Source organism: Arthrobacter sp. KNU40 (assembly GCF_051515115.1).
Classification (GTDB): domain Bacteria; phylum Actinomycetota; class Actinomycetes; order Actinomycetales; family Micrococcaceae; genus Arthrobacter.
Window position 1 is genome coordinate 1651881 of record NZ_CP195850.1, and the last position, 20650, is coordinate 1672530.

Below are 20650 nucleotides of genomic sequence, written 5' to 3' on the forward strand. Positions count from 1 at the left end.
CGTTCATGGCAGGAGGGGTGGGCATGTCGCAGCACGAACGGCTGCAGGTGACCTTCCGGCGAGCTTAAGGAAGAGTCAGGATTTCGGCGCCGGTCTCGGTGACCAACAGGGTGTGTTCGAATTGCGCGGTCCGCTTGTGGTCGCGGGTGACTACGGTCCATTCATCGGGCCACATGTCCCACTCGATCGTTCCGAGGGTGAGCATGGGTTCAATCGTAAAGACCATGCCGGCTTCGATGACCGTGTTGTAGGCCGGCGCGGCGTCGTAGTGCGGGATGATCAGGCCCGTGTGGAAGGCCTCGCCGACGCCGTGGCCGGTGAAGTCGCGGACCACGCCGTAGCCGAAACGTTTCGCGTAGGACTGGATAGCCCGGCCGATCACGTTGATTTCGCGGCCCGGCGCTACGGCTTTAATGGCCCGGTTGAGCGACTCCCGGGTGCGTTCAACGAGAAGACGCGACTCGTCGTCGACGTCTCCCACTAGGAAGGTGTAGTTCGTGTCTCCGTGGACCCCGTTGATGTAGGCCGTGATGTCGATGTTCAGGATGTCGCCGTCCTGGACGACGGTGCTGTCTGGAATGCCATGGCAGATGACCTCGTTAAGCGAGGAGCACAGGGATTTGGGAAAGCCCCGGTAGCCAAGAGTTGACGGGTAGGCCTGGTGGTCCAGGATGAACTCGTGGCCGATCCGGTCCAACTGGTCCGTCGTGACCCCCGGCTCGATGTGCTTGCCGACCTCGACGATCGCCTGGGCCGCGATTTTGCTGGCGATGCGGATCTTCTCGATGGTTTCCGCCGATTTGACCTCTGAACCGGTGAACTTCGCCGGTCCAGGCTTGCCGACGTACTCCGGGCGCGGGATGGACGCCGGTACCGGCAGCTGTGGGCTGACGGTTCCACGGGTGAGCGTGCCGATGGGTGCGGTCAGAGCGGGAGAAGGCATAGATTGATCATATAAGGGACGCGCGAGACGCAAGTAACTAAGTAGCTAAATATCGGCCCGCACGAAGGGCAACCCGCCCCGCCGAGCGTACGGCGGGATTCGCAAAGGAGAAACCGTGGCGGAGTTCTGGTACAACGTTCAGACACACCAAATCGAAGAGGACGCGTTGTCCGACTGGTCCCAGTTGATCGGTCCTTACAAGACCCGCGAGGAAGCCGAGCATGCCCTCGAAAAGGTCAAGGCCCGCAACGAAGCCTGGGACAAGGACGACGAGGACTGAAGCTGTGTCCTCCTAGAAGGAGTGTTCCGGGCCCGGGAACTGGCCGGACCTGACGTCGTCGGCGTACGCCTTCGCTGCTTCGCTCAGGGTGGTGCGCAGATCCGCATATTGCTTGACGAACTTGGCCATCTTGCCGCCGCGCAATCCGGCCATGTCCTGCCACACCAGGACCTGTCCCGTGGTTGCGTTACCTGCGCCGATTCCGATAGTCGGTACGTCAATGGCTGCATCGACGGCGGCCGCGGTTTCCGCGGGAACCATCTCCATCAGTACACAGAACGCTCCGGCATTTGCGAGGGCAACGGCGTCTTCGATCAGGCGCGCAGCGTCATCGCCCCGGCCCTGGACGCGGTAGCCGCCCAGAGAGTGTTCGCTCTGGGGCGTGAAGCCGATGTGCGCCATGACGGGAATGCCTGCCTGGACCATGGCCCGCACGGTTCCCGCGTAGAACGCGCCGCCTTCGATCTTGACGGCGTGTGCCAGGCCTTCCTTCAGGAAGCGCACGCCTGTTGCCACTGCCTGCTCCGGAGACACTTCGTAACTGCCGAAGGGAAGATCGGCCACAACCAAGGCACGCTTGGCGGATCGGGCCACTGCTCGACACAAGGGGAGGAGTTCGTCGACGGTCACCGGGAGGCTGGTTTCGTTCCCGAAGACGTTGTTGGAGGCCGAATCGCCGATCAGCAACACCTCGATGCCGGCCTGGTCGAAAATTTCAGCCGTGTATTGCTCGTAGGCGGTCAACATCGCAAAGTGCTCACCCTTTGCCTTGGCCTGTTGCAGGTGATGGGTGCGGATCCGGGCGGCGGGCTTCGGCGTTGAAGCAACCGTTGAAGCCCCGGAACCTGCAGTGGCAGGTCCGGTTCCGTAAGGCGCAGGAATTTCGGCGGGCATGCTGGAATCGGAACTGTTGCTTGGGGCCATGAATAGAGCGTATGCGGTACCGGCCGTCCTAGCCACCGTCGCATGAGGAGCCTCACATTTGTAAACGCTGTGTTACGCGGACCGGGGGTGCAGCCAATCCGGGCCAATGCTTAGTAGAGTGAATGCTGAGTTGTCGTCGGCTTCGAACCCCGAACCCGCGGCATGGACGTTGACCCGGAAATGAGGCCCCATGGACCGCCAGCAAGAGTTCGTTCTGCGAACTATCGAAGAGCGTGATGTGCGCTTCGTACGCTTGTGGTTTACCGACGTCGTCGGTTCCCTGAAATCGGTGGCACTTGCGCCGGCAGAAGTGGAAGGCGCCTTCGAAGAAGGCCTAGGTTTCGATGGCTCGGCTATCGAGGGCCTCGCCAGGGTGTTCGAATCCGACATGCTGGCCCAGCCGGACCCCTCCACGTTCCAGATCCTCCCGTGGCGCGGTGAAACCGAGCAGACCTCCAGGATGTTCTGCGACATCCTGACCCCCGACGGCGAGCCGTCGGCCGCCGACCCCCGCAACGTGCTCAAGCGCACCCTCGCCAAGGCCGCTGACATGGGTTTCACTTGCTACACGCATCCTGAAATCGAGTTCTACCTCCTCAAGTCCCAGGACCTCGACGCCAACGGCGTTCCTGTTCCGGTTGACGAGGGCGGCTACTTCGATCACGTGCCCGGCGGCGTGGCACAGGACTTCCGTCGCACTGCCGTCACCATGCTTGAATCCGTGGGTATCTCCGTGGAGTTCAGCCACCACGAAGGCGGACCAGGCCAGAACGAGATTGATCTGCGGTACGCGGACGCGCTCCAGACGGCCGACAACATCATGACCTTCCGCACTGTCATCAAGGAAGTGGCCCTGCAGCAGGGCACCTACGCCACGTTCATGCCCAAGCCGTTCACGGACCACCCGGGTTCGGGCATGCACACGCACTTCTCGCTGTTCGAGGGCGACACCAATGCCTTCTACGAGGCCGGCGCGGAATTCCAGTTGTCCAAGACCGCGCGCCAGTTCATTGCCGGTATCCTGCACCACGCGCCGGAATTCACCGCAGTCACCAACCAGTTCGTCAATTCGTACAAGCGCCTGTGGGGCGGCGGCGAAGCGCCGAGCTACCTGAGTTGGGGCCACAACAACCGCTCGGCCCTGGTTCGCGTGCCGCTCTACAAGCCGGGCAAGGGCCAGTCCGCGCGGATCGAATACCGCGGGATTGACTCCGCCACCAACCCGTACCTCGCCTACGCCGTATTGCTTGGTGCCGGGCTCAAGGGCATCGAGGAGGGTTACGACCTTCCGGCCGCCGCGGAAGACGATGTTTGGTCGCTGACCACGGCCGAGCGCAAGGCGATGGGTCACACTCCGCTGCCGGCCAGCCTCCACGATGCCATCCGCGCCATGGAGGATTCGGAACTCGTAGCAGACATCCTCGGCGAACAGGTCTTTGACCACTTCCTGCGCAACAAGCGTGCGGAATGGCAGGACTACCGGCTCCAGGTCACGCCTTACGAGCTCAAGCGCAATCTCGGCATTCTCTAGGCTGTGAGTGTGAGCCTGGCCCGCCGGCTCATCTCGGCCGGTTTCAGCGATCTTGAAAAGGGTGAACGGTTCCTTGCCGCGCGTGAACTCGACGGCATCGACCAGGAGACGATCTTTGCTGGCCTGCACCTGAGCGCCAACCCGGACACCGCGCTCCAGTCGCTCGTCCGTTTGATTGAGAAGCATCCCTCACTCAGGCAGCTCGCGGGGGAGCACCCGGATCGCAGCGAGCCGCTTTACCGCTTGCTGGGGGCCTCCGAGGCCTTGGGGGAGTTCCTGATCAGGCATCCGGAACACCTGGACGTCTTTGATGTCCGCGTCAGCCCGGAGCCCTTGTCCGCCGACCCCCGTGAGCTTCGGACGAAGCTGCTCCGCTCTGTCAAAGCGGACCCCAACTCTCCCCGGCCCGTTGCAGCGATGACGGGGGCCAGTGCCTACACCGCCCTCCGGACGGCTTACCGGCGCGGGCTGACCGAACTGGCCATTAAGGATCTCTGCGCCGCTAGTCCCCAGGACTTCATGCCCGCCGTCGGCGCCGAACTGGCCGACCTCGCCGGCGCGGCGATAGAAGCAGCCCTGGCGGTTGCCAGGGCCGAAGCCGCGGCGACTTTCGATGCCGACGATATTGCCGGCGTCGGGCTGGCCGTCATCGGCATGGGCAAGTGCGGTGCCCGCGAGCTGAATTACATTTCCGACGTCGACGTCATCTACGTGATCGAGGCGCCGAGCCTCGAGGACGCCGAGGCCGCAACAATCGGCACGGCCTTGGCCGCCGGGATATCCCGTGCCATTTCGTCCACGGGCACCGAACCCGGGCTGTGGGAGGTCGACGCGAACTTGCGGCCTGAGGGCAAATCGGGTCCCCTCGTCAGGACCTTGCCCTCGCACTTGAGCTACTACGCGAAGTGGGCTGAAAGCTGGGAGTTCCAGGCACTCCTCAAGGCGCGGACCATCGCGGGAGACAAGGATCTGGGTTCGCGTTACGAGCAGGCCGTCCAACCGCTCGTGTGGGCTTCGGCCGGCCGGGAAGGATTCGTGGAATCGGTGCAGGCTATGCGCCGCAGGGTCACGAACAACATCGCTCCGGCGGAAGAACAGCGCCAGATCAAACTCGGTCCCGGCGGCCTGCGCGATGTCGAGTTCACGGTGCAGCTCCTGCAGCTCGTCCACGGAAAGTCCGATGAAACCCTCCGTTGCCGTGACACCACGTCGGCGATATCCGCGCTGTCCGCGGGTGGCTACATCGGCAGGGTGGACGCCGCTGCCTTCGATGCCGCCTACCGCTATCTGCGGGTTCTTGAGCACCGCATCCAGTTGTTCCAGATGCGCCGTACCCACCTCATGCCGACGAGCCAGGAGTCTTTGCGTTTCCTCGCGAAGGCCGTCCTGGGGCCCTTTTCAACGGGCAGGCCGCATCCGGACGCCCTGATCGAAACCTGGCAGAAGACCAAGCGGTCCGTTCGCGAACTGCACGATCGGATCTTCTACCGGCCGCTGCTCAACACTGCCGCGAAGCTGAGCACCGAAGACGCCCGGCTCACTCCGGAGGCCGCCCAAGGCCGGCTCGCAGCACTCGGCTACCGCGACCCGCAAGGCGCGATGCGCCACATCGAGGCCCTCACGGCAGGGGTCAGCCGCCGCGCCGCGCTGCAGCGGCAACTGCTTCCCATCCTTCTCGGCTGGCTCGCCGAAGGTGTAGACCCCGACGCCGGACTGCTCGCCTTCCGCCGCGTCAGCGAAGCCCTCGGAACGACCCATTGGTATCTCGGGATGCTCCGGGACTCGCAGGCGGCGGCCGAGCGGCTTTGCCACGTGCTCTCCAACTCGCGGTTGATCGCCGATCTCCTGGAGGTTTCCCCGGAATCCGTTGCGTGGCTTGGTGCCGACAAGGAACTCATGCCGCTTAGCTTCGAAGCGCAGTGGCAGGAAATCCAGTCCAAGATGTCGCGCCACGCCGATCCCGCGAACGCGATGCGGCTCATCCGGCTCATCCGGCGCCGGGAAATCCTCCGGATCGCCATCGCGGACAGCTCAGGCCTCCTGGAACAAGACGCAGTGGGGGCGGCATTGGCCGATGCCGACCGGGCCGCGGTTCTGGGCGCCTTGCACGTCGCCGAAGCCATCGTGGCTTCCGATGGGCCCCTCAAGACCCAGGTGTTGGTGGTTGCCATGGGCAGGCAAGGCGGGCGCGAGATCGGCTACGGCTCCGACGCCGACGTCATGTACGTCCATCGCGCTCTTCCCGGGGCGAGTGAATCCGAAGCCCAGCAACAAGCCCTTGCCGTCGTGGGGCACCTTTCCACTTTGCTCACCCAACCCCTCAAACCGGCCATCCTGGCGGAGCGGGTCCTCAGCGTCGACGCCGATCTTCGTCCCGAGGGGAAGAGCGGGGCCATGGTCCGTTCCCTCGAGTCGTACGCGGAGTACTACCGGCGGTGGTCCCTCATCTGGGAGGCCCAGGCGCTGTTGCGGGCCCAGCCAATGGCCGGCAACGACGATTTGGCCGGGGAGTTCCTCCGGCTCATCAACCCGATCCGTTACCCGGAGTCCCTCGCGGACACAGATGTGCGTGAGATCCGACGAGTCAAGGCGCGGGTGGAGTCGGAACGGCTCCCGAGAAACGCCGATCCGGCCAGGCACGTCAAACTCGGCAGGGGCGGACTCAGCGACGTCGAATGGCTTGTGCAGCTGCTCCAGCTCCAACACGCAGGGAAGCATCCGCAACTCCGGACGACTTCCACGCTGCAGGCCCTCGACCTGATTGAGTCGTTGGGCTTGATCGACAAGAGCGACATCGTGTTGCTTCGCGAAGCCTGGCGGCTAGCGAGCCGTATCCGCTCGGCGAATGTGATCTGCACCGGCCGCGCCTCCGATGTCCTCCCGGCCTCTCGCAGGGATCTCGAGGCCGTTGCCAGATGGTGTGGTTACGCTCCTGGGCAAGCCGCGGTGTTCGAGGAAGATTATCTGCGCCTGAGCCGGCGGACCCGGGCCGTGTTTGAGAAGGACTTCTACGGCCAGTGAGCTCGGCTCCAGCCGTCCCCGCGGAGGGCGGAGGGCGGAGGGCGCTAAGCTCGAAGGATGCTCGAAACCGTGTGGCTCATTCCGCTGAAGGATCTCGACGACGATGCCCGCACCATCAAGCTCGGCGACGTCGCGGAGATGGAATTGGCCGCGGGGCAGGAAGATTTCGTCGGCGACCCGTTCAAGATGATGCTCATGGGCCTCGAAGACGAAAGCCGCTGGCCGTACGTGATCGAAGCGGCCGGTGCCGCCGTCGGAGTTTTCACCTTGCAGTCAGGTGCCGCGACCTTGGCGGGATGGGACGACGACGATTCCGCCTGGCTCCTGCGTGGGTTCCTGATCGACCAGGCGCGACAGGGAAGGGGCCTGGGCTCCCTATCGGCTGCAGCTGCTGCCCGGGAAGCGCTCAAGCTGACAGCGAGGCTGGGTGGCGGGCAGGACGGCGTCGTGCTCTCCGTCAACGAACGCAATCCGGCCGCCAAGGCTGCCTACGCAAAAGCGGGTTTTCTGCAGACGGGCAAATACTTGGGTGGTTCCGCCGGTCCGCAATGCACCATGTACCGGGGGTTCGGCGACTAGCCGGGCGTCCTTCGAGGTGTTTGCCCGGCAGAGTCACCGTGATGCATCTCTCGCTCAGGGAGAAAGTAAGCTTACTGAATGAATAGACCGGACGAAGGCCCTGCAGATACTCTCCTTGGCGGCAGGTACCGTGTGCAGGAGCGCATCGCCTCCGGCTCCATGGCCACCGTCTACCGGGCCTCGGATGAGTATCTAGGGCGCGACGTCGCGGTCAAGATCATCAACAGGCCCGCAGCTGCAGCGGGGCCCGTCCCTCTGGACGATGAGGTGGGCATCCTCGCCCGCATGAGTCATCACGGCCTGGTGACCCTCCTTGACGCCGGAGTCGACCGGGAAGGGTCCGGAGAACCCAAGGTTTACCTGGTGATGGAGCTGGTTCAAGGGGCGGACTTGAAACAGCGGCTGGCCGACGGTCCCGTTGCTTCGCGAGACGCGGCCCTGCTTGGTCATGATCTCGCGGACGCCTTGGACTACATCCATCGCAGTGGCGTCATTCACAGGGATGTGAAGCCAAGCAACATCATGCTCTTCGACTACAACCAGGACTCCGCGCGGATGCGGGCGAAGCTGACGGACTTTGGCATCGCACTGATCTCGGAAGCCCCCCAGGGGCCTGATGGCGGCGTCTTCGGGACGGCGGCATACTTGAGCCCGGAGCAGGCGCGTTCCGAGCCTGTGGGCCCAGCCAGTGACGTGTATTCCCTCGGCCTGGTGCTGCTGGAGTGCCTTACAGGGCGGCTCGCTTTCCCCGGGGATCCCCTGCAAAGCGCGCTTGCCCGGCTGATCCAGGACCCGCCGATCCCCGCCGACCTTAACGAGTTCTGGCGGACCCTCTTAGGCGCGATGACGGCGGCCGATCCCCAAGCCCGACCGACAGCGCGGGACATATCCGAGGCGCTGTATGAGCACGCCCATTCCGGCCGGGGCAAGCATAAAGTAGACGCTTCCATCATTCCGGCGGACGAGGCCGAGAGAATGGCGGCGGTGCACCGATATCAAATCCTCGATACGCCGCCGGACGGCGCCTTCGACAGGATTACTGCACTGGCGGCCCGGCTTTTCGATGTTCCCATAGCAATCGTCAGCGTCGTGGACCATGACCGGATTTGGTTCAAGTCCCACCACGGAACTGCGGTGGAACAGATCGACAGGGACCCCGGTCTCTGCGCCTCGGCCATCCTTCAGGGAGGGACCTGGGTTGTCGAGAACGCCCCGGAGGATCCCCGCGCGCTATCGAACCCGCTGGTGGCGGGGGAGTTCGGACTCGGCTTCTACGCGGGAGCCCCGCTGCGTACCCGCGAGGGCCACAACTTGGGGACCCTGTGCATCCTCGACTTCGCTCCGCGAAAGATGTCCGCGGCGGAGATCGACACTCTCCGGGACCTGGCCGCGGTAGTCATGAACGACCTGGAACTTCGGCTCGAAAGCCGGCTTTCGGCACAAGGCGTGCGCGCGTCGGCCGATGTCGATTAGATTAGTAAGTCTACTTACAGTAAGGTTGCTGAGGTTTGCACAGCGATAAAGGCAATCATCAAAATGTTTACGACTGAAACGGAAGGTACATCATGAATGTCATCCTCGGAATCGTCGCGGTCATCGCGATCGTTTTCTTTATCATTGGCGGAACTGTCAAGGCCCTGGGATTCCTTCTTTGGATCGCCCCGATACTGATCGTCTTGGCGATTATCGTCTTCCTCTTCAGGTTGATTAGCGGGCGCCGGCGGGTGTAGGAAAATTGGGGGTCCGGCCCCGGCGATCCGGGGCCTTTACCAAAGGACGGCTGTGTCTTAGCGGACACGGCCGTTCTTGTTTTTGTGCGGGAATTCATTTCTCGTTGTACGTTTCTTCCCGGACTTCGTCGTACGGAAGGCCTCCGGGAAGCGACCCTTCGGCGAGGCCGCGGAGGACGAGGCGACGCAGGGGTGGCTGTCCGTCTGCCGCGAGAACTGACGAGCCGATCGAAGCAGGGGCAGGTAGGTTGGCTGCTGCCATCCGGTCAACTCCTGATGCGCCTGCGGCGCCCAAGAGGACGACTGCGAGGGCAGCCATTGCGTGCACTATGGGTCTTTTCCAAAGCCTCATTTATTGATCCTGACCCGCTTGCGTCAAAACCGGATCAAATTCTCCTTTGCAGAGGCTGGGAGCCTCAAACCTTCAACGGCCGGAAGCGACCATCCGGTGGTGAGGCTGCCGTTAAAAGCGGAAGCGCCCCTCGCCCGGTGAAGGGGCGGGGGCGCTTTGCGCTCAGGGCGTCTTAGCCCTGCGATCTTGCTAGACGCCGTAGTAGAGCTCGAACTCGTAGGGGTTCGGGCGCAGCGACAGCGGACGGATCTCGTACTCGTACTTGTACTCGATCCAGGTGTCGATCAGGTCCTGGGTGAAGACGCCGCCGGCCTGCAGGAACTCGTTGTCCTCGCGCAGTGCCTCGAGGGCTTCCTCAAGGGAGCCCGGAGCCTTGGGGATGTCCTTGGCTTCCTCGGCGGGCAGTTCGTACAGGTCCTTGTCGATCGGAGCCGGGGGCTCGATGCGGTTGCGGATGCCGTCGATGCCAGCCATGAGCTGGGCGGAGAACGCCAGGTACGGGTTGGACGCGGCGTCCGGAGCGCGGAACTCGATGCGCTTGGCCTTCGGGTTGGAGCCCGTGATCGGGATGCGGATGCCGGCGGAGCGGTTGCCCTGCGAGTAGACCATGTTGACCGGAGCTTCGAAGCCCTTGACCAGGCGGCGGTAGGAGTTGACCGTCGGGTTGGTGAAGGCGAGCACAGCAGAGGAGTGCTTCAACAGGCCGCCAATGTACCAGCGCGCGGTGTCGGACAGGCCAGCGTAGCCCTTCTCGTCGTAGAACAGCGGGTCGCCGTTGCTCCAGAGGGACTGGTGGCAGTGCATGCCCGAGCCGTTGTCACCGAAAATCGGCTTCGGCATGAAGGTTACGGACTTGCCGTATTCCCACGCGGTGTTCTTGATGACGTACTTGAACTTCTGCAGGTCGTCGGCAGCGTGCACCAGAGTGGTGAACTTGTAGTTGATCTCAGCCTGGCCTGCGGCGCCGACTTCGTGGTGCGAGCGCTCGACTTCGAGGCCTGCTTCGTCCAAGGCGAGGCACATGGCGTCGCGGAGGTCGGCCTGGTGGTCAACCGGGGATACCGGGAAGTAACCGCCCTTGAAGGGGGTCTTGTAACCGAGGTTTCCGCCTTCTTCTTCGCGGCTCGTGTTCCAAGGTGCTTCAATCGAGTCGACCTTGTAGAAGGAACCCTGGGGGGAGGATTCGAACTGGACGTTGTCGAAGACGTAGAACTCAGCTTCGGGAGCAAAGAATGCCGTGTCCGCAATGCCGGTGGAGGCCAGGTACGCTTCGGCCTTTTCGGCAACGCCGCGCGGGTCCCGGTGGTACGGGTCTCCCGTGCGCGGGTTCACGATGGAGAAGTTCAGCGCGAGGGTCTTCTCGATGCGGAAGGCGTCGATGAAGGCCGTGGTGACGTCCGGGATGAGCTGCATGTCGGACTCGGCGATGCCCTGGAAACCGCGGATGGAAGATCCGTCAAAGAGCTGGCCGTTGACAAAGAAGTCAGCGTCAACGCTCTTGGCCGGCACATTGAAGTGCTGCTGGACGCCCGGAAGATCGGTGAAGCGGATATCGACGAATTTAACATCTTCGTCTTTGATGAACTTGAGGACTTCGTCCGCAGTCTTGAACATCTATGCTCCTAACGCATAACAGGTAACAGGCCCCTAGGGCCGTCTGGTCCAGCGCAAACCGAAAGCAGGGAAACAAAAAAGTATCCCTGATGCGGCGGCTAGCAACTTCTCCAACCATAGGGAAATGGGATTTCCCCGGAGTGTCGGTATTGTTTCGAGCAGGTTACAGAACTGCCTGCCGTGTAAACGCTACTGGTCTACTGCAGTGCCAGTCTATGTCTTACGCCTGTGTGTCTGTTTCCTTGTGAACACAGCTGACATCCCACCGGCGAAACCTCTCGCCGTCGGGCGTGCGATGGTGAAGCCGTAAGCTTGAAGCGTGGTTGATCGTAAAGATATTGGTTCATGGCTCACAGGGCCGGACACGTCCGGAATCTCCAAGTACCCGGGAGCACGGCTCGGCCTGCCGGAATCCGGCCCCGGCTCGATGGCCCGGGCCGGCCGTCGCATCCTGGCAATCTGCATTGACTGGGTTATTGCCCTGGTGATCAGCAACTTTGCCTTCGGCGGCAACCAGTGGGCGACGCTTGCCGTGTTTGCCGTGGAGCAGATCCTTCTCATCGGCACGCTGGGCTATAGCATCGGACACCGGGTTGCCGGCATCCACGTAGTACGGCTCGGGGGAGCGCAGGCAGGACCCTTGGCTGCCTTGGTCAGGACGATCCTCCTGTGCCTGGTGATTCCCGCGGTTGTTTTCGATCCCGACCAGCGCGGACTCCATGACAGAGCCATGAACACAATCCTCATTCGGATGTAACCTTCTACGCAGACAAAAAGCCGCCCGCTCCCGGAGATTCCAGGAACGGGCGGCTTTCGTGTTGGTTAGCGTCCGCGTGCGGCCTTGCGGTCAGGCCGTGCCTTGTAGGGGTCGATGCCCTTGGGGATCGGCAGGCGGTTGCCTAGCGAAGAGATCCGCTTGCTGACAGCACCGACCTCAACCTTGGTGAGCTCGTTCTTGTATTTGTTCATGGTCTTTGCGATCTGGCTGATGGGTACCTGGCCTTCGCCACGGCCGCTTTCGATCACGTGAATGGTGACGTTCGGCAGGATACGTGCGAGCTTCTTGCGCTCGGCGTCAACCAGGGGCTTGACGCGGTGCGACGGTCCTTCGCTGACCAGCACGACGCCGGGACGGCCGATGGCGCGGAAGACAGCGTCCTGGGTGCGCGGGTTGACGGCGACCGGCTGATCCTCGGTGATCCAGCCGCGGCGCAGCGTCCCCAAAGCCGCACCGGAAGCTCCGGGCTGGTTCTCAATCTGTGCGAAGGCCGCACGTTCCGCGCGGCGCGACAGGATGAAGACAGCTGCCAGCAGGCCCAAGGGGATGCCGATGATCAGGCCTGTGACCCAGTTGTTCAGGAGGAGCCCGACGACGAGGCTGACAGCAATGACGCCAAGGAACGCCAGAAGCATGAGCCACACGACGATGGGGTCATTGCGGCGGGTCATCTTGAAGACCTCGCCGATCTGCTTCAGCTGGCTCGGCTTCTTGGCCTTGGCTTCCTTGGGCTTGCGGGAAAACAAGCCGCGTTTGGGAGCGTCGGCAGCCGATGTTGTCGAGTTGCTGGGATCAGGGGATTTCGCCATAGTGCCTTAATTCTACGTGATTTATGCCAAAGGACCGGACGCCGGATTTGTCCGGGGTCCGGTCCTTTGACCGTGCTTTGGCCGACGTGCTATGCGTGGTGTGCGAGGAGGGTGCGGGCTTCCTGGCGGGTGGTGCCGGAGTCCTGGATGCCTTCGGCGATGTGGGCCAGGTGGGCGGGGATTTCGCGGCCTTTTTTGCGCATCGCGGTGGCCCAGAGGCGTCCGGCGCGGTAGGAGGAGCGGACCAGGGGGCCGGACATGACGCCGAGGAAGCCGATTTCCTCGGCTTCGGTGGCGAGGTCGACGAATTCCTGGGGTTTGACCCAGCGGTCCACGGGCAGGTGCCGTTCGGAGGGGCGCAGGTACTGGGTGATGGTGATCAGGTCGCAGCCCGCGGCGTGCAGGTCGGCCAGGGCTTCGGAGATCTCTTCGCGGGTTTCGCCCATGCCCAGGATCAGGTTGGATTTGGTGACCATGCCGGCGGCCCGGCCCTGGGTGATGACGTCCAGGGAGCGGTCGTAGCGGAACGCGGGGCGGATGCGTTTGAAGATCCGGGGCACGGTTTCGACGTTGTGCGCGAAGACCTCGGGGGCGGAGTCGCAGATCGCTTGGATGTGTTCGGGTTTGCCGGAGAAGTCGGGGATGAGCAGTTCGACGCCGGTGCCGGGGTTCAGTTCGTGGATCTTGCGGACGGTTTCGGCGTAGAGCCAGACGCCTTCGTCTTCCAGGTCATCGCGGGCAACGCCGGTGACGGTGGCGTAGCGCAGGGCCATGGCCTGGACGGAGCGGGCGACCTTGGTGGGTTCGAACATGTCCACGGGGGAGGGTTTGCCGGTGTCGATCTGGCAGAAGTCGCAGCGGCGGGTGCATTCGGAGCCGCCGATCAGGAAGGTCGCTTCCTTGTCTTCCCAGCACTCGAAGATGTTCGGGCAGCCCGCTTCCTCGCAGACGGTGTGCAGGCCTTCTTTTTTCACGAGGTTCTTCAGGCCCACGAATTCCGGGCCCATCTGGACCTTGGCCTTGATCCACTCGGGTTTGCGTTCGACCGGGACGGCTTTGTTGCGCTGTTCAACGCGCAGCAGCTTACGGCCTTCAGGTGCCAGGGTCACTGGAGTGCTCCTTCGGGGCTGGATACGAGTGCTTCTTCGTGCTTGCGGAACTCTTCGATGAAGCGCTCGGCAATATCGGCCGGGTTGATGGTCCTGCCGGTCTCAATGGACATGGTGGTGACGCTGGCGTCGGTGATGCCGCACGCGATGATCTGCGCGTAGGGAGCGAGATCGTTGCTGCAGTTGATGGCCACGCCGTGCATGGTGACGCCGTCGAGGACACGGATGCCGATTGCCGCAATCTTGCGGTCCGGGCCCTTGTCGTCGGCGAGGACCCAGACTCCGGCCCGGCCCTTGACCCGCGTGGCTTTGATCCCGTAGTCCTCCATGATCGCGATCATGACGGCTTCGAGGCGCTCGACGTAGTCACGGATCCCGGCGCGGTTCTTCAACTTGAGGATGGGGTAGGCAATGAGCTGTCCCGGTCCGTGCCAGGTCAATTTGCCGCCACGGTCCACCGGTACGACGGGCGTTCCGTCAAACGGTCGCTCGTGGTCCTCCGTGAGCTTGCCAGCCGTGTACACCGCGGCATGTTCAAGGAGCAGGACGGTGCTCGGTTTCTCGCCGGCAACAACCTTGTTGTGGAGTTCGCGCTGGATATCCCAGCCCTGCATGTAGTCAACGAAATCCGGGGCAAGACCCAGCTGTGAAAACTCAAGAGTCATGGGGACAAGCTTAGACCCCGCGGGGCGCACGCCATGATTTTGTGGCCAAGCTCTCAGTCGTACTCGGCCTGCTTGCGGGGCCGCGGGCCCCGGGCCTGTGGATAACTTCTGCGGCAATCCGCGATTTCCGGTATTTGTTGAGGCATGGAGACTTTTTCGCCCGGCGAGAGTGGTCGGGACCAAAAGGGGGACATGCCTTCCCAGGGGATCGAACCTGCCGAACCTTTGATCCCAGGCTTTGTTCCGGTCCGTGAGCTGGGGCGCGGCGGGAGCGCCACGGTGTGGCTCGCAACGGAGCAGCGGTCGCGGAGCAAGTTCGCCGTGAAATGCCTTGGCCGGAGGCCGGCGACGGTGAGTCCGGGCGAAGCGAAGTCATCCGTGCTCCGCGAGGTGCGGCTTCTGTCCCGGCTGGACCACGAACACCTCGTCAAGGTCCACGGCGTCGTTGAGCTGGCCGGCTCCTTCGACGGCGGCTTGGGCGTGGTCATGGACTACGCCCCCGGAGGATCCCTCGGGCAGTTGGTGTCCAGCAGGGGGCGTCTTGGCGTGGGCGAGACGGTGACTATCCTGACGCCGCTCGCGCAGGCATTGGCCTATCTGCATCGCCAAGGCATGACACATTCCGATGTTTCGCCCGGCAATGTGCTCTTCACTGCCCAAGGGAAGCCGCTCCTGTCGGACATGGGCATTTCCCGCGTGGTGGGGGACGCCTCCGGGGTCCCGGAGTCCGGAACTCCCGGATTCGTGGATCCCGATCCGGTTGTCCGGCGGAGCGCAGAACTCCAGCCGCAGCAGGATACCTACGCCCTCGCTGCCCTTGGCTGGTATTGCCTCACCGGTTCTGCTCCGGACACTGCGGCACGCCGGCCGCCCCTGACACTCCTGGTACCCGCGGTCCCCACCGCCCTGGCCGTTGCCATCGAGGCCGGGCTTCATCCGGATGGACAACAGCGGCCCTCCGCGGCCGAATTGGGTGTCGCAGTCTACCGGAGCGCCGCGCCGGAAGCCGTGGACCTTTCGGCTTCGGTGCACGCGGCTGTTGTTCCGGAACTGATGACCCGGCGTCGGGCTTCCGGTCCTCGCTCAAAGCAAGCCCGCATCGCAGCGCTTTCCAGCTTCCGCCGTCGGGGAGCGGGACGCAGACACAGGAGGGCGGTTGCGCCGCTTTCCTTAGGACGGCGGGCGGCGTCCGCAGTGCGCGCCGTCGGGATAATCGTGGGCGCCGGATCAGTAGCCGCGGCGTGGTTGGCTGGCACAGGGTGGTGGACCGGCGATCGGGGACCGGGTGCCGAGGCCTCCGCTTCGGCACCCCACACAGTCCTCGACGAAGTCCCAGCGGCGGCAGAGCTTCCTGCTGGGCTGTGGGGCCGGATCCGATCCCCAAAGCCAGAGGAAGCCATCAGGGGACTGTCGGCGATCCGGGACACGGCGTTGAGTTCCGGCAAGTTCGAACTCCTGGATCACGTCAATGTGCAGGGCTCGGCGGCCGCCGCCTCGGATGGGAAGCTCAGGGACGAATTGATCGGCGCCGGCTTGGTTCTCGCCGGCTTTTCCACGACCTTGACCGGCGTGAGCATGGAGAGCCCTTCCGGCCCGCACCGGGCAACAGTCAATGTCACGGTGGAAACGTGCGCCTATGAAGAACGGGACGCCTCAGGGAAGGTAGTCGGAGCGCGTCCCCGCGGAGCACCACAGGAACTCAGGGTGGTTCTCCTGCGTAGCGGGGATGCGTGGAGGATCGCGGAGATCCTGGCCAAGTCTTAGGCGATCATTTGCCGCCGCTTGCAACCCATCGGGCGGCGTCCACCAGCGCAGGGTGCTGCCAGGCAAAGCCCGAGTCCATCAGCCGTGCCGGTTCCATGCGCTGGTTGGCAAGGACAAGTTCTTCTGCCAGATGGCTGCCGAGGGCGAGCCGCAGCGCGGGGGCAGGTACGCGTAGGAACGCCGGCCTGTGCAGGGCCGCCGCCAGTTGGGCGACGATGGCGTTGACGTCGGCGCTTTCCGGGGCGCACACATTGACGGGACCTTCGAGCGACGAGTTGAGCAGGTATTCGAAGGCTGACACTACGTCCACGAGGGAAATCCACGGCCAATATTGCCGACCGTTTCCGAGCGGTCCGCCCACGCCCATCTTCAACAACGGAAGGAGCGGCCCCAATGCTCCGCCGTCAGGGCTGAGGACCACACCGGTACGCGGCGTCACCACTCGTACGCCGGCAGGTGCCGTGTGGGCGGCGGCCTCCCAATCGACGCATAGGCCGGCCAACATGCCTTTGCCCGGTCCCGAGTCTTCCCGGAGCAGGCCGGCGCGGGATGAGCCGTAGTAGCCGGAGGCCGACTGGCTCAGGAAGGTTCCGGGCGGAGTTCCCAGCCGTCCCATCGCCGCAGTGAGCGTTTTTGTTGTCCGCAAGCGTGAGTCGATGATGTCCCGCACGCGTGCTTTGGTCCAGCGGCGCTCCCCGATGCCCGCCCCGGAGAGGTTGACCACGGCGTCTATACCGTCGAGTACCGCCTCATCCAATTGACCCGCGGCCGGATCCCAATATGCCTCGCCGGCTCCTGCGGGCGCACGGCGGACGAGCCGGACGACCTCGTGCCCACTGCCGAGGAGATGCGCGGAGAGCGCGGTTCCAATGAATCCTGAAGCACCCGATATCACGATTCGCATGCCCCATCTCATCATGGCAAGCATCACTTCGGCATTACGGCAGGCCTCAAAGGGCTCGCTTCTCCGTTGACTATGATCGAACAATGACCTCCTCCAGCTACTTCCGTTTCCCGCATTTGCACGGTGATTTGATCACTTTCGTGGCCGAAGACGACGTTTGGATTGCGCCCGTGGCCGGAGGCCGCGCGTGGCGGATTTCGGCCCAGCAGCTCCCTGCACGCAATCCCCGCTTCACCCCGGACGGCAAGCGGCTCGTCTGGACGACGATCGTCGGGACCGCTCCCGAGGTGGTGACAGCAGAGGTCGACGGCGGCGGGTACCGGCAGTTGAGCTACTTCGGCCACAGCACCACCCGAGTCAAGGGTTTCACTTCCACAGGCGACATTGTGGTGACCACGGCTTTCGAACAGGCTGAGGGGCGGCACACGCATGCGTACGCCTTGCCATTCGATGGCGGCCCCGCCGTCGAGCTTCCCTTCGGCCCGGTCGAATCGGTGGCGTTCGGCCCGGAAGTGGGGGACGAGCGTCCCGTTGTCGTTGCTAGCGTGCTTTCCCGTGAGCCTGCCTGGTGGAAGAGGTACCGCGGCGGTACCGCCGGAAAACTGTGGATCGACGCCGACGGGAACGGCGAGTTCGCCCGCTTGCTTCCCGGGCTCGACGGGAACCTCGCGGACCCGCTGTGGGTAGGCGGACGGATCGCCTTCCTCTCAGACCACGAGGGATACGGAAATCTCTATTCAGTACAGCCGGATGGTTCGGATCTTCGCCGGCATACCGATCACGAGGACTTCTACGTCCGGCACGCTGCCAGCGACGGCAAGCGGGTCATCTTTGAATCGGCGGGCGAGTTGTGGATCCTGCCGACGCTCGAAGCCGATGCCGAGGCCGCGCGGGTGGACATCTCGCTGGGCTCGGCACCCCAGTCGCGCCGCCCATCACCCCTCAAAGCCGCCGCCCACTTGGGCGACGTCTTCCCCAACGCAGCAGGTTCGGCCAGCGCGGTGGAATCCCACGGAACCATCCACTGGCTGCGCCACAAAGACGGACCGTCCCGCGTGGTGGAAGCGACCCCGGGCGTGCGGGCAAGGCTTCCCCGCCCCCTTGTTGACGGGCGTATCGCCTACGTAGCGGACCACGACGGCGTCGATTCCCTGTACATCAAGAGGATTGCCCCGCGTTTTTCGCGGCCTGCCGTCGAGGCGCCAGTCCAGGACGCTGGACCCGCGCCACGCGAAGCTGAAGAGGACGGCGCCGGACAATTGCCCCGCCCGGTCCCGGCATCGGCCATTGCGGGACAGCCTGCGACGTCCGCGGTTCGGCTGCCGGAACCGCACGCGGAGCCCGCTACGGCGTCCGCGGACGCCGTAGCTGTCCCGGTCAACTCCGCGAGGGGCGGAGCCGAGGAGTCACGGCTCGACTTCCTGAGGATCGATTTCCCCAAGGCAGCCCGTCCAAGCGCCCTCGAAGCCAGTCCCGATGGCCGGTGGCTTGCAGTGGGTACCGCATTCGGGGACGTCTACCTGGCCGACACTGCCAGTGGCACTTTGTCGCTGCTTGTCAGCGTAGGGGACGGCAGCATCGAGGGCCTCGCATGGTCGCCGGACTCACAGTGGCTCGCATGGTCCGAGCCTGTGACGTCCTTCGGGTCGCGGAGCAAGTTACGCATGGTCGGCACTGCCAACCCGGAAGACATCGTGGAGGTCACCGATGGCCGCTTCTGCGACGAATCGCCGGCCTTCACTCCCGATGGCAAATTCCTGGCGTTCCTCTCGAACCGCAGCTTCGATCCCGTCTACGACGGCCATGCCTTCGACTTGTCTTTCCCGAGCCCCATCAAGCCGTACCTCGTGGCGCTAGCTGCGGCCACTCCTTCGCCTTTCGGCCCGGTAGTGGACCTGCTGGACGACGACGAAGCGGACGCTGTACCCGAAGGGAAGAACGGCGGGAAGAACGGCGCGAAGGATGGTCCGGGGAATGGTGCCGGGACCGACGTCAAGGTCCACGTGGACCGCGAAGGGCTGCCGTTGCGCGTCATCGGCGTCCCCGTGCCGCAGGGCAACTACTCGGCCCTTTCGGCCTCCAACGGCGCACTGCTGTGGCTCGACACCCCGCTCTCAGGCGTCACGGGAGATGGCCGCGGCACGGTGCAGGACAAGGCACCTGCTCCGGCGCTGGTCCGCTACGAGCTTTCGAAGCAAAAGCAGGTCACACTCGCGTCCGCGGTTGAGCGCTACCGATTGTCCGGAGACGGCAGGAAACTGGTCTTCGTCAACGACAAGCAGGTTATCGCCGTACCGTCCGACGCCAAGGTTGAGGAAGAATCGGGCGAGCTGGTCAAGGTTGAGCTGAACCGGATCCGGGTGGTCATGGATCCGTTGGCTGTGTGGGGACAGGCATTCGATGAAGCGTGGCGACTGCAGCGGGACTTCTTCTGGACCGAAGACATGGCCGGCCAGGACTGGGATTCGGTGCACCGACGGTACCGTCCGGTCGTCGAACGCCTGGGCTCGCACGACGACCTGGTGGACCTTCTGTGGGAACTGCACGGTGAGCTAGGCACTTCCCACGCTTACGTGCGTCCGGCGGCGGTGGGCGAACCCGGGAGCAATGGACAGGGAAGGCTCGGTGCCGACCTCAAGCTCACGGAGGCCGGTTGGGAGATCACGCGCATCCTCGCGGGAGACACTTCCGACCCGCTGGCCAACTCGCCGCTGACTCGGCCGGGAGCCGACGCGAAGGTAGGCGACGTTGTCCTGGCGATCGACGGCGTCGGGCTCTCCGCGGACCGTACTCCAGCCAAACAGCTGGTGGGCGCAGCGGGCCGGACGGTGGAACTCACGATCTTGAATGGCGGCGGGCACGGCGAGGCGGCCGGCCAGCAGCGGCGGATCGCCGTGGTTCCGGTGAAGGACGAGGAACGCTTGCGGTACCAGGAATGGGTGCACGCCAACAGGCGCACCGTGCGCGAGGCCTCGGACGGAAAGTTCGGCTACCTGCATGTCCCGGACATGATGGCCAACGGCTGGGCGCAGCTTCACCGGGACCTCGATACCGAGACCGCGCTGGACGGGTTGATTGTCGACGTGCGGCGGAACCGTGGCGGCCACACCTCGCAGCTCGTGGCGGAACTCATCGGACGCAAGGTCACCGGCTGGAGCATGCCCCGCGGCGAAAAGCCGCGTACCTACCCGCATCACGCACCGCGCGGCCCTGTCATCATCCTGACCGACGAATTCGCGGGTTCAGACGGCGACATCATCACCCAGGTGTCCAAACTCCGCGGCATCGGCCCGGTCATCGGCACCCGCACTTGGGGCGGCGTCGTGGGCATCGACAACCGTTTTTCCCTGGCTGACGGCACCGGCGTGACCCAGCCGCGCTATGCCACGTGGTTCTCCGGCGGCATCGGCTGGAGCGTGGAGAACTTCGGGGTTGAGCCTGACATCGAAGTGGTGTTCCCGCCCCACGCCTATGCGGCCGGCACCGATCCCCAGCTGGAGTACGGGATCGGCGCGCTCAAGGAAATGGTCCAGGAACTACCCACGGACCGGCCGCCGCTTCGTGAAGGGTACAGCAAGGTCCGCCCCGCTGCCTTGCCCGCGAGGCCGCAAAAGGGCTAGCTCAAGGCCTGCAAAACGAAGTCCCCG

At 64.1% G+C, this 20650-nt stretch carries 17 protein-coding genes; 9 read left to right on the forward strand and 8 right to left on the reverse strand.

Annotation, left to right across the window (positions count from 1 at the left end):
• Positions 1–64: 64 nt before the first annotated feature.
• Positions 65–943: a type I methionyl aminopeptidase gene (gene map, locus ACSKT0_RS07765; RefSeq protein ID WP_437773218.1), complete on the reverse strand. Its 879-nt coding sequence runs from the start codon at positions 941–943 to the stop codon at positions 65–67.
• A 115-nt stretch (positions 944–1058) separates the two neighbouring features.
• Between map and ACSKT0_RS07770 the strand changes: the two genes are divergently transcribed.
• Entirely contained in the window at positions 1059–1223 is a 165-nt protein-coding gene (locus ACSKT0_RS07770) for an SPOR domain-containing protein (protein ID WP_234753867.1), read from the forward strand.
• A gap of 12 nt (positions 1224–1235) precedes the next feature.
• Here the strand turns inward: ACSKT0_RS07770 and panB are convergent, their stop codons facing one another.
• Positions 1236–2147 carry a 3-methyl-2-oxobutanoate hydroxymethyltransferase gene (panB, locus tag ACSKT0_RS07775; RefSeq protein ID WP_437773219.1) on the reverse strand — a complete coding sequence of 304 codons (912 nt, stop codon included), beginning with the start codon at positions 2145–2147 and terminating at the stop codon, positions 1236–1238.
• A 190-nt stretch (positions 2148–2337) separates the two neighbouring features.
• Between panB and ACSKT0_RS07780 the strand changes: the two genes are divergently transcribed.
• The 5 genes from ACSKT0_RS07780 to ACSKT0_RS07800 all read left to right on the forward strand — a co-directional run bounded on the left by ACSKT0_RS07780 (position 2338) and on the right by ACSKT0_RS07800 (position 9008).
• Positions 2338–3678, forward strand: coding sequence for a glutamine synthetase family protein (locus ACSKT0_RS07780; protein WP_234753871.1), 1341 nt, complete (start codon positions 2338–2340; stop codon positions 3676–3678).
• Positions 3679–3687: 9 nt separating this feature from the next.
• Positions 3688–6699, forward strand: a complete 3012-nt coding sequence (locus ACSKT0_RS07785; protein WP_437773220.1) for a bifunctional [glutamine synthetase] adenylyltransferase/[glutamine synthetase]-adenylyl-L-tyrosine phosphorylase — start codon at positions 3688–3690, stop codon at positions 6697–6699.
• Between the two features lie 57 nt (positions 6700–6756).
• Positions 6757–7278 carry a GNAT family N-acetyltransferase gene (locus ACSKT0_RS07790; protein ID WP_437773221.1) on the forward strand — a complete coding sequence of 174 codons (522 nt, stop codon included), beginning with the start codon at positions 6757–6759 and terminating at the stop codon, positions 7276–7278.
• Between the two features lie 78 nt (positions 7279–7356).
• On the forward strand, positions 7357–8751 hold the full coding sequence (locus ACSKT0_RS07795; RefSeq protein WP_437773222.1) for a protein kinase domain-containing protein: 1395 nt from the start codon (positions 7357–7359) through the stop codon (positions 8749–8751).
• 92 nt (positions 8752–8843) lie between these two features.
• Positions 8844–9008 (forward strand): DUF2207 domain-containing protein, encoded by a 165-nt coding sequence (locus tag ACSKT0_RS07800; protein ID WP_139359516.1) that lies wholly within the window; start codon positions 8844–8846, stop codon positions 9006–9008.
• A gap of 94 nt (positions 9009–9102) precedes the next feature.
• Here the strand turns inward: ACSKT0_RS07800 and ACSKT0_RS07805 are convergent, their stop codons facing one another.
• The gene (locus ACSKT0_RS07805) at positions 9103–9327 is read right to left on the reverse strand and encodes a hypothetical protein (RefSeq protein ID WP_437773223.1); all 225 of its coding nucleotides are present in this window, start codon (positions 9325–9327) and stop codon (positions 9103–9105) included.
• Positions 9328–9549: 222 nt separating this feature from the next.
• Complete coding sequence (gene glnA / locus ACSKT0_RS07810) at positions 9550–10974, reverse strand: type I glutamate--ammonia ligase (RefSeq protein WP_234753877.1); 1425 nt, start codon at positions 10972–10974, stop codon at positions 9550–9552.
• Positions 10975–11293: 319 nt separating this feature from the next.
• On the opposite strand from glnA, the gene ACSKT0_RS07815 reads away from it, so the two are divergent.
• The gene (locus tag ACSKT0_RS07815) at positions 11294–11731 is read left to right on the forward strand and encodes an RDD family protein (RefSeq protein WP_236816955.1); all 438 of its coding nucleotides are present in this window, start codon (positions 11294–11296) and stop codon (positions 11729–11731) included.
• Between the two features lie 65 nt (positions 11732–11796).
• On the opposite strand, the gene ACSKT0_RS07820 is transcribed toward ACSKT0_RS07815, so the two are convergent.
• From ACSKT0_RS07820 to lipB, 3 genes are all read right to left on the reverse strand, one after another.
• Positions 11797–12561 carry a DUF4191 domain-containing protein gene (locus ACSKT0_RS07820; protein WP_236816957.1) on the reverse strand — a complete coding sequence of 255 codons (765 nt, stop codon included), beginning with the start codon at positions 12559–12561 and terminating at the stop codon, positions 11797–11799.
• 89 nt (positions 12562–12650) lie between these two features.
• Positions 12651–13670, reverse strand: coding sequence for a lipoyl synthase (gene lipA / locus ACSKT0_RS07825; protein WP_437773224.1), 1020 nt, complete (start codon positions 13668–13670; stop codon positions 12651–12653).
• On the reverse strand, positions 13667–14335 hold the full coding sequence (gene lipB / locus ACSKT0_RS07830; protein ID WP_269993404.1) for a lipoyl(octanoyl) transferase LipB: 669 nt from the start codon (positions 14333–14335) through the stop codon (positions 13667–13669). Before lipB ends, lipA begins: the two co-directional genes overlap by 4 nt.
• A 192-nt stretch (positions 14336–14527) precedes the next feature.
• On the opposite strand from lipB, the gene ACSKT0_RS07835 reads away from it, so the two are divergent.
• Positions 14528–16099: a serine/threonine-protein kinase gene (locus ACSKT0_RS07835; RefSeq protein WP_437773225.1), complete on the forward strand. Its 1572-nt coding sequence runs from the start codon at positions 14528–14530 to the stop codon at positions 16097–16099.
• Positions 16100–16103: 4 nt separating this feature from the next.
• On the opposite strand, the gene ACSKT0_RS07840 is transcribed toward ACSKT0_RS07835, so the two are convergent.
• On the reverse strand, positions 16104–17003 hold the full coding sequence (locus tag ACSKT0_RS07840; protein ID WP_437773226.1) for a TIGR01777 family oxidoreductase: 900 nt from the start codon (positions 17001–17003) through the stop codon (positions 16104–16106).
• Between the two features lie 83 nt (positions 17004–17086).
• On the opposite strand from ACSKT0_RS07840, the gene ACSKT0_RS07845 reads away from it, so the two are divergent.
• Entirely contained in the window at positions 17087–20623 is a 3537-nt protein-coding gene (locus ACSKT0_RS07845; protein ID WP_437773227.1) for a S41 family peptidase, read from the forward strand.
• Positions 20624–20650: the final 27 nt, after the last annotated feature.